Here is a 7611-nt window from a genome sequence, read left to right as displayed (position 1 = left end):
AAGACCTACTGGCAGCAGTACCGATTCCCAGCAGTGAATTACCACCAGCCCTAGAGAAGAATACCGTATTTCGTGCGATCGCAAGTGGTGGTTTCTTTGGTCAAACCGTTGAAACCCGTCTGCTCAACAATGGACAAGTGATTCAGCAGTACATACGGATCAATGGGAATAGCACTCCCACCGAGATTGCTCGCATTTCCCCTCAAGATGTCAAAAGCTTTAAGAAGTTTCTCAACAAAGACGTAGACTTTGGTCAGTTTGATCAGCTCAGTTACCCTGCTCCTATTGGTGCCGCTGATTACATCAGTGTTACTCTTACCAGCAATGCTGGTACTACACGTTATGCCGATATTGGTAGTAATCAGCTCCCGGAAGCTTTGCAGCAAGTGATTCAGAATTGGGAGACTATCGTGAGTAGTAAGTGATGTGTCAGCGGTTAGTGGATGCTTCGGTGTTTTTCACCCCTAACCCCCCAATTTTGGGGGGAATTATCCAATGCTGGGGTTTTGTGCCCCCCTAACCCCCCAATTTTGGGGGGAATTATTGGAGGAAAACGGGGGCTTGACCAAGACCAAGCGATCGCGGATTCATACTTCAATTGCTGCAACACCAACAGATCAGACTTGTTTATACACAGTAGCTAGTCTGCGGGTAAACAAGCTTCTGCTACTTGGACAATGCGGGCTAGAACGGTTTGCAGATCTCTGAAAACTTCTTCGTTAGTAAACCTCAACACTCGATAACCAAACAACTGAAAATGCTTCGTTCGAGCCTCATCATAGGCTTTTTGCTGTGTATGAATGTCTCCATCAACCTCAATGACTAATTTGCATGATGGACAGTAAAAGTCAACAATAAATCGCCCTACCGGATGCTGACAGCGAAACTTGAGTCTTGCCAGTTGACGACCACGCAAGGCACTCCATAACTGTGCTTCAGCAGGAGTTAGATTTTGCCGCAGACGACGAGCAGCCTGCTCAGTTTGCGGAGTAGTGCCACGAATTCTAGGATAGTCTTTTGGCATCAGTAGAGTAGGTTAGACAGTCTGTTTATAAAGAGTACCCAGGATTAGTCCAAGTTCTACCAAGTTGTCGATGTCCTCCCAGCCCCCCAATTTTGGCATGCCCCCCCAGCCCCCCAATTTTGGGGGGAGAAGATCACCAGGGGTTGAAAGTCCCCCAGAATTGGGGGATTTAGGGGGCGCGGTGGTCAAAAGTAGAGTAGGTTAGACAGTCTGTTTATAAAGAGTACCCAAGATTAGTCCAAGTTCTACCAATGTGTCGATGCCCCCCAGCCCCCCAATTTTGGGGGGAGAAGATCACCAGGGGTTGAAAGTCCCCCAGAATTGGGGGATTTAGGGGGCGCGGTGCTCAAAAGTAGAGCAGGTTAGACAGTCTGTTTATAAAGGGTGCCCGATGTTAGTCCAAGTTCTACCAATGTGTCGATGCCCCCCCAGCCCCCCAATTTTGGGGGGAGAAGATCACCAGGGGTTGAAAGTCCCCCAGAATTGGGGGATTTAGGGGGCGCGGTGGTCAAAGTCCCCCAGAATTGGGGGATTTAGGGGGCACAGTGCTCAAATTCTCCTAGAATTGGAGGATTCCTCTTGCCTTGCGCGTAGCTCTATAACTGAAAGCTGAAAGCTGAAAGCTAATTACTCCCTACTCCATCTCCTCAGAGTCTTCCTCTATATCCTGCCCAATATCAAATACAATAATAAATTTATCATCAGGCATTAGCCGTTTCAGAGCCTGCATGTGACCTTCCGCATCCGAGCGATTGCGGAAACGACCAACAACCACTCGTTGCATCTTGGGCAATAACCGAACTACCGCCCATGGATAGAGGCGCTGAGAGTACGTCATAATATTAAGTTATCTCCTTAACTGGGGGACGAGAGCCAGCCTGAGAGGGTGGAAAATCTGGGGCTGGCTCTTACCGTGGAACGTTTTAGCGCCCACGGTAATTTTATTATAGCATAAATAATCTTATATTATAACATATTTTGAAAAATTTTGTAACGAACAGGGAATAGGGAGCAGGGAGCAGGGAATAGGGAGTAGTGGAGTGGGGAAAAATCCTGTGTAATAAATTAATTAATGTGTTAGGTAACTATGTATGATGCGACCTTAGAGCCGCTTCCGATCCCCGATTTCCTAACTATTCCGATATTGACGCAGTCGCTAATAGTGGACACCACACCACTTCACTTGACACCCACCCTCTCCACACTTACCACACTTTAATCCCTACTCCCTCAAGTTGCCAATTTTTCTTTTTACCTTTATACTAGTATTATCGGAATAGTTAAAAACACTCCAGTCATGAACAAGTGCGTTGGAACTACTGAAGCGGCATCTCTATTAGGAATTTCTTCTCGACGATTGCGCCAACTCCTAGAGAAGGGTCGCGTTCGCGGTGCCTATAAAACTGGGAAATTCTGGATTATTCCTCTGTTCAACCATTTGCCACAAATTACCAAAGCTACTCGTGGACCTAAAGGAAAATGGCGCACTAGTCGTCCTCCCGCTCTAGCTAAGATTAATGTTAATCGCAATCACATAGGATCTAATATCAAGAAAAGCCCTCAAGACCGCAAGCCAGTGATTTCAGTAAAACGCAGTGGTAGCAATATCTACGGCAACGAAGTGGAAATCCTAGGTCCATGTAAGATTGTCTATAACCCAGATAATCCACTCGATTGTGGTGCTCGTTTGTGGATTGAAACCTTTAGTGATATTCACTTTGTGGGTGGTAGTTTTCCTGCTACTCGCTGAGGGGGTTAAGGGCTTGGTGACTATTCAAAATTATCAATTTAATTATTGGGCGTTCCAGCAGTTGAAGATTGATGATTAGCCTGTTTTATTTGCTCTAGAAACTCGGGGTATCAGTTTGCCATGAGTAATAAGTTGCGCCAGAAATACCTCCAGCATGATATCCAATATGGTTTAATAAATAGTTTTTGATGGCTGTAATAATATAATTTACTCGTTATTGAGTGTATTTTGAGCAAGCCATTGATGTCAGTAATAAGGAATATGAATTTTTACCTGGTAACATTCCTAGGTTCAAGCATATAAACAAACCGGCTGCGATCGCAAAAACCCTCACTCTCCCCCGCCCATTTCTTCCCTCACTACCAACCCCCTATGCTCCTACAGATAACATCAGTCTAAATCTCAAGCAACCAACTATATAGTTGTCATTTAATCCCTCATCCCCACTAGTTTCAAACTATTATAAGCAGGTGCACAAAATTAATTGCACATTTTACAAAAATCAAAGCCTTACAATGTAAGGGTTACAGAGATTCAGAGTAGGTAATTTATTTTGTGTAGGTGCTTATAGTGGTTACATGTGATCGCATTCCCACATCAGTTCCAGCGTTCCCCTAGTGCTCCTATTGGATAATTGCAAAACTCCTCTACTCTATGACTGAGTAGCAGGCATCGGGCATGCTCACAAAATTTATTAAATTTTATTGCGATATGTCAGTTATGAACATTTATAAAAAAATATTGTTATAAAATTAAACTAAAGAAGCTTCAATTACTCTTATGAAATGGGAATGGGATACAGAAGAATTAAATTATTTCAATGGAACTATACCTTGGTTTTTTGGTAAAAAGCTTGGAATTCTTGGTGTTGATGATAGTGGTAAATCAACTTTACGTAAACTTATGCTAGATTGTGAGTTGGTAAAAGATGTCAAACCTACATCAAAACGTGAACGACACCGAAGAGTAGTAATCAAAGAAAATAGAGCTAACAAAAAAATTGCCTTTTCTTATATTGATGATATTGCTGGAGACAGGAATAACTATAATGTTAAAAAAGAGGTTTTTAAAAAAGTAGAATATATTATTTATGTTGTCAGAAGTGAATATATTTTGGTGGTTGATCAGTTTGATAATTTTGTTAATAAATCAAAAAAACAACGATATATAGCTGCTATTAAGCATGATTTTAAACATTTTGATGATTGGGGAAAAAAAAATAATTTTATTATAGTAGGTAATTATTTTGGTGTTTTACCAGGAAAAGATATGGTGAACGTTAATCCAATAGAATGCGGAGTACCTAGTTTCTCAGATAGTGACTTCAGCAATTCGTATTTGAGAAATTTTAAAGATAGACTAAACACAGTTATCAATAATGCTCAAATTGTCAAAAACGCGGATTGGATTGTGGGTAGTCTTGTTTCAGGGAAATTGGCTAATCAATTAATCATAGATATACTTCAGAAGTTAATGTAAACCAGTTAATCAATATGATATCACTCTACTACTTTGTACCTAACTACCAAAAAGATACTTCAGATTTACTTGTTAAAGATACTCCTGGTATACTTGTAACAAACTTAATAGAAATTAAACTATTTGATACTGAAGGTAAATTAGTTATGAATCGTATTGATAAATTAAAATTGTCTAACTTTAAAGTATTTAACAAAGAGAGGATTGATTTTTTTTACAGTAATTTTGAGTTTTATATTGAAACTGTTACTCAAGAATTTGATATTACCAATCGTCCTGCAATTATTGGTATTTATGGAAAAATTCCTGTTTTTAAAAATGGATATACAGTTCAAGACTGGCTATTTTATATTTCTAATAGAGTTGAAGAATTTTCAAAAAACCTTGATCGTACAATTTATGATTTACAGCTTAACACCATAAAAAAACAACTACTTGGTATATACTTACAAACAAAATGGAAAAGATTTGTATTTCCCATAATTCAATCTATTATTTTTTTACTTAATCCAATATTTATTGCTTGGTTAATCAGCTCATTTTTGAATACAACTAATCTCATTTTACCAAGTTGTATTATTTCTATAAGCAATGGTATATTGATTATTTTAAACGAGGAAGATTGGTAATGCCAGTTGGATATGAACCATACCCAAAAAAAATTCCTTCCGCAAACGAACGGCGAGTTATTATTGTTTTACCTGGCGATAAAATCGAACAGATCAGGAATGATAAAAACTATGATAAATTCTACCAATCAATTCAAACAAATGATCAAACTTGGCTAATGGATAACTTAATAGAAAACTATCAAGATCCAGAAACAATTAGTTTTTTGAAAAAGCTAGATCATGAGAATATTCTTGATAATGGAAATATTCTTGTTCAAAGTTCTGAAGATCCGATGAAATACTTTTTGGCAGATAAAGTTTAAAATAAGGTAGTTCTTCCCAAGTGGTATCACTATATAACAATCTGTAATTATTTAGGTGCTACAAGTATTGATTTAAAGATTACTGATGTTACGAATTTTGCAGAATAGACTAATGTTAAAGCAAAGATTTTGGGTCTTATTTATAATTTATATTTAAGTGCAAAAATTTCTAGAGACAAGAAAAAGGAATTAGAAAATCATGCTAAAATGGAGCTTAAAAAGGAACCTCCTAATCTAGATCTTGTTAAAGAATATGTCAAGAAATACTCTTTAGAAAAAGACGCAGATATTAGCTTTATAATCAATAATCGCCAGTTCAATAAAGACTTAAAATTTAAACAAAATATAAATTTGTTTAGTCAAGTAGAAACAAGCCTGAATGTAGCAGCAAGTTTAGTAATACCGGAAAGTTTTACGCAGCTCAAAGCATCTTTAAAAAAATCAATTAAAGAAACTAGGAAATATACTGTCACTATAGCTTTAGATTTTGGCTATAAAAGCTAAAGCGATCGCACTCCATCCGGAACCCCGCCTCATCCGATCCATCCCCGACGGTGAAAATCCCTAACCTGCCAATCTCATTTCTGCGATTGACCTTTGGTCACTCTATGGAACGCATTCATGATATCTCCAATATCAGCAGCAGCTCGCGAACAGAAAATTCCAACTAATCAATACAGTTACCGGAATAGTTTTACTTCAGGGATTCAAACAATTGTCAGGAGCAGGTCACACAATAAAATGGGAGCGCATTTATATGTGATCCCATACAAGATTGACTGTAGGCTAGACTCTTCCGCTTGTTCCAAAGTTAGGATATTTGCGATCGCATTCCCGATTCTCGATTTCCTAACTATTCCGATATTGACCCAGTCGCTAATACTCGAAACCACACCACTTAACTTGACCCCCACCCTCTCCACACTTACCACACTTTAGCTGCTTTCATCCCTATTCCCTGTTCCCTCGCTCCAAAGTTAGGTTATTTGCGATCGCATTCCCGATTCCCCATTTTCTAACTATTCCGATATTGACGCAGTCGCTAATACTCCAAACCACACCACTTGACTTGACACCCACCCTCTCCACACTTACCACACTTTAATCCCTACTCTCTTTCTGCCTGATTTCCTAACTATTCTGATATTGACGTAATCGCTAATAGTGGAAACCACAGCAGTTGACTTGCTACCCACCCTTTCCACGCTTAACACACTTTTATACCTATTACCTGCTCCCTGCTCCCTCACATGGCCAATTTTTATTTTTTCTATTAAACTAGTATTATAGGAAGAGTTAAAAGAGACCCCACTCATGAACAAGTGCGTTGGAACTACTGAAGCAGCATCTCTATTAGGAATTTCTTCTCGACGATTGCGCCAACTCCTAGAGAAGGGTCGGGTGCGGGGTGCCTATAAAACTGGGAAATTCTGGATTATTCCCCTGTTCAACCATTTGCCACAAATTACCAAAGGTACTCGTGGACCGAAGGGGAAATGGCGCACTAGTCGTCCTCCCGCTCTAGCTAAGATTAATGTTAATCGCAATCACATAGGATCTAATATCAAGAAAAGCCCTCAAGACCGCAAGCCAGTGATTTCAGTAAAACGCAGTGGTAGCAATATCTACGGCAACGAAGTGGAAATCCTTGGTCCATGTAAGATTGTCTATAACCCAGATAATCCACTCGATTGTGGTGCTCGTTTGTGGATTGAAACCTTTAGTGATATTCACTTTGTGGGTGGTAGTTTTCCTGCTACTCGCTGAATTGAAGTATGAATGCGCGATCCTCTGATTTTGGGCCAGCCCCCTAAATCCCCCAACTTTGCGGTGCGACCCAAGGGCGATTTACTCGCCCATTGGAAAGCGCACCGGGGGGGACTTTAAGAGTTTTGTTCCCCCCAAAATTGGGGGGCTAGGGGGGCTCAATGATCGAGTGGGGACTTTAAGAGTTTTGTTCCCCCCAAAATTGGGGGGCTAGGGGGGCTCAATGATCGAGTGGGGACTTTAAGAGTTTTGTTCCCCCCAAAATTGAGGGGCTAGGGGGGCTCAATGATCGAGTGGGGAACAGGGAACAGTGGACAAGAGCTGATTGCTAGAGCGATTAGAATGGTTCCAGAAGCACCCAAGCCAATCGCTTATCGCTGACAACCATGAGTTCTCAACCACCCTCCAAACCACCAAAGACCATACTTAGTCAGCTAACTCAGGTAGTACAGACCATTCATGCGAAGGTCAATCTTCAAGCAGTAGCACTAAAGCCTAATGCTAGAGTGCCGGAACTTTGGGTGCAAGACGCTAATACCAACAAATCCGATGTCTATCCCCTGGTTGGGGACCGTTACGTACTGGGGCGCAGTTCCAAATCCTGTGACATAATCGTTCGCAACCCAGTAGTCAGTCAAGTTCATCTCTCCCTAGAAC

General features: G+C 40.4%; 12 protein-coding genes. 9 read left to right on the top strand and 3 right to left on the bottom strand.

Annotated features, from left to right (window positions below):
- The coding region (locus F6K38_RS31715; RefSeq protein ID WP_502709621.1) for a hypothetical protein at positions 1 to 425 on the top strand (425 nt) is incomplete at its 5' end.
- Between the two features lie 215 nt (positions 426 to 640).
- Here F6K38_RS31715 and F6K38_RS31710 read toward each other — a convergent pair.
- Together F6K38_RS31710 and F6K38_RS31705 are read right to left on the bottom strand one after the other, a co-directional pair.
- Complete coding sequence (locus tag F6K38_RS31710; protein ID WP_287359038.1) at positions 641 to 1024, bottom strand: endonuclease domain-containing protein; 384 nt, start codon at positions 1022 to 1024, stop codon at positions 641 to 643.
- Between the two features lie 634 nt (positions 1025 to 1658).
- A complete protein-coding gene (locus tag F6K38_RS31705; RefSeq protein ID WP_287256700.1) occupies positions 1659 to 1862 on the bottom strand; it encodes a hypothetical protein in 204 nt (67 codons plus the stop codon).
- 459 nt (positions 1863 to 2321) lie between these two features.
- Between F6K38_RS31705 and F6K38_RS31700 the strand changes: the two genes are divergently transcribed.
- From F6K38_RS31700 to F6K38_RS31675, 6 genes are all read left to right on the top strand, one after another.
- On the top strand, positions 2322 to 2774 hold the full coding sequence (locus tag F6K38_RS31700) for a MerR family transcriptional regulator (protein ID WP_287359036.1): 453 nt from the start codon (positions 2322 to 2324) through the stop codon (positions 2772 to 2774).
- Positions 2775 to 3554: 780 nt separating this feature from the next.
- A complete protein-coding gene (locus F6K38_RS31695) occupies positions 3555 to 4253 on the top strand; it encodes a hypothetical protein (protein ID WP_008187395.1) in 699 nt (232 codons plus the stop codon).
- A gap of 14 nt (positions 4254 to 4267) precedes the next feature.
- The gene (locus tag F6K38_RS31690) at positions 4268 to 4882 is read left to right on the top strand and encodes a hypothetical protein (protein WP_287359033.1); all 615 of its coding nucleotides are present in this window, start codon (positions 4268 to 4270) and stop codon (positions 4880 to 4882) included.
- Positions 4882 to 5187 (top strand): hypothetical protein, encoded by a 306-nt coding sequence (locus F6K38_RS31685; protein ID WP_287359031.1) that lies wholly within the window; start codon positions 4882 to 4884, stop codon positions 5185 to 5187. The genes F6K38_RS31690 and F6K38_RS31685 overlap by 1 nt, the downstream gene beginning before the upstream one ends.
- Before the next feature lie 129 nt (positions 5188 to 5316).
- Positions 5317 to 5691, top strand: coding sequence for a hypothetical protein (locus tag F6K38_RS31680; protein ID WP_287359028.1), 375 nt, complete (start codon positions 5317 to 5319; stop codon positions 5689 to 5691).
- A 117-nt stretch (positions 5692 to 5808) separates the two neighbouring features.
- A complete protein-coding gene (locus F6K38_RS31675) occupies positions 5809 to 6126 on the top strand; it encodes a hypothetical protein (RefSeq protein WP_287359026.1) in 318 nt (105 codons plus the stop codon).
- Positions 6127 to 6138: 12 nt separating this feature from the next.
- Here the strand turns inward: F6K38_RS31675 and F6K38_RS31670 are convergent, their stop codons facing one another.
- Positions 6139 to 6285 (bottom strand): hypothetical protein, encoded by a 147-nt coding sequence (locus F6K38_RS31670; RefSeq protein WP_154659864.1) that lies wholly within the window; start codon positions 6283 to 6285, stop codon positions 6139 to 6141.
- 216 nt (positions 6286 to 6501) lie between these two features.
- Here F6K38_RS31670 and F6K38_RS31665 point away from each other — a divergent pair, with 216 nt between their 5' ends.
- Positions 6502 to 6954 (top strand): MerR family transcriptional regulator, encoded by a 453-nt coding sequence (locus F6K38_RS31665; protein ID WP_008187390.1) that lies wholly within the window; start codon positions 6502 to 6504, stop codon positions 6952 to 6954.
- A gap of 386 nt (positions 6955 to 7340) precedes the next feature.
- A partial coding sequence (locus tag F6K38_RS31660; RefSeq protein ID WP_287359023.1) for an FHA domain-containing protein occupies positions 7341 to 7611 on the top strand: 271 nt, incomplete at its 3' end.

Source organism: Moorena sp. SIO3B2 (genome assembly GCF_010692525.1).
Classification (GTDB): domain Bacteria; phylum Cyanobacteriota; class Cyanobacteriia; order Cyanobacteriales; family Coleofasciculaceae; genus Moorena; species Moorena producens.
Note: the sequence above shows the minus strand (reverse complement) of the source record. Positions and strands in the feature narration are given on the sequence as shown.